The 1375-nt window shown below is 54.7% G+C and carries 2 protein-coding genes; one reads left to right on the top strand and one right to left on the bottom strand.

From position 1 onward, the window contains the following. Positions 1–87: 87 nt before the first annotated feature. A complete protein-coding gene (cadR, locus tag LGT40_RS00410) occupies positions 88–495 on the bottom strand; it encodes a Cd(II)/Pb(II)-responsive transcriptional regulator (protein WP_004364961.1) in 408 nt (135 codons plus the stop codon). A gap of 95 nt (positions 496–590) precedes the next feature. Between cadR and LGT40_RS00415 the strand changes: the two genes are divergently transcribed. Further along, a partial coding sequence (locus tag LGT40_RS00415; RefSeq protein ID WP_226069668.1) for a cation efflux transmembrane domain-containing protein occupies positions 591–1375 on the top strand: 785 nt, incomplete at its 3' end.

The raw sequence follows: 1375 nt of genomic DNA on the forward strand, positions 1-1375 counted from the left end.
GGGTAAGCGGATTAAATGGTTGATCTTACCTTTGCATGAGAGTGAGACAGACCGGCATCTCATCGGATTATCTGGTTGATGCTTCACCTACTGCTGGTGCATGTTTCCTTCGCTAATTCCAGCAAGAACCCCACACGCCTCAACTTCCCGGTCATCGTTGCAACTCGCTCTCAGTGAAACGAGTTGTTTCTCAAGCGCTTGCAGAGCGGTTATCTGCGACCGCACATGAGAGATGTGATCATCGAGCAAGGCGTTGACGGCGGTACAAGGCTGATGAGGGTCGTCCTGATAGCTCTGTAGTTCGTGAATCTCAGCCAGTGACAGGCCCAGGATTCTGCAGCGACGGATGAAGGCCAGCCCCTCACCATGCTTCTCGGTATAGACACGGTAACCGTTGTCCTGCCGATCAGGCGGCGGCAACAAGCCCTGCTGTTCATAGAAGCGGATCGTCTGTGTTTCGACCCCTACCAACTGCGCCAACTGACCAATGCGCATCAGCCTCCTCCCCAACGGATTCTTTACTCTATTGACCTTATAGTAGCTTTATAGTTTTAAATGGTACCACAACATTGTTCAAGTGGAGTCGTATCATGAGCAAATCCTGTGGTGGCGCCTGTGGCGGTGATGCAACGTCCGCAGCGGATACCGATATACAGGCCTCCTCCGAGGCGCCAGGGAGATGGGTCAGTGTTTATGCCGTGCCGAAGATGGACTGTCCATCAGAAGAACGAATGATTCGCCTAGCCCTGAACGGCTTTGAGGAGATTCGGGCGCTGTCCTTCGACTTGTCGAACCGCCGGCTGAAGGTCGTGCATGACGGTGAGGTCGAGCCCGTCACCTCGAAACTGAAGACCTTGGGGCTAGGCGCCTCGCTTCAGGAAACCGTCGCTGCAAATCCGGAGACCATCAAGGCCGCCGAGTTTTCGGCAGCTTCTGCTAAGCAAGAATCCGGGACCCTGCGCTGGTTGCTCGGCATCAATGCACTTCTGTTTGTGGTGGAAATGACTGCCGGTCTGATCGCCCAGTCCACCGGCCTGATTGGAGAATCCCTGGACAATTTTGCCGATGCGGCGGTGTACGGGCTTGCCCTTTATGCGGTTGGACATAGCGTGAAAATGCAGGTACGTGCCGCGCATCTTGCTGGTGTACTGCAACTGATCTTGGCTGTGGGCGTGCTCGTAGAGGTGGTGAGACGCTTTGTATTCGGTAGTGAGCCTGAATCGCTGGTGATGATGGCTATCGCATTCGTCGCATTGATTGCCAATACCAGTTGTCTGCTGCTCATATCCAAACATCGGGAAGGCGGGGCGCACATGAAGGCAAGCTGGATATTCTCGGCCAACGACGTGGTGATCAACCTGGGGGTCATCACCGC

Source organism: Methylophaga pinxianii (genome assembly GCF_020447225.1).
In the GTDB taxonomy this organism is placed as follows: Bacteria; Pseudomonadota; Gammaproteobacteria; order Nitrosococcales; family Methylophagaceae; genus Methylophaga; species Methylophaga pinxianii.

Bases quoted from the DNA above. Each gene is read 5' to 3' on its own strand.
- cadR (WP_004364961.1), bottom strand. From the start codon at position 495: ATGCGCATTGGTCAGTTGGCGCAGTTGGTAGGGGTCGAAACACAGACG.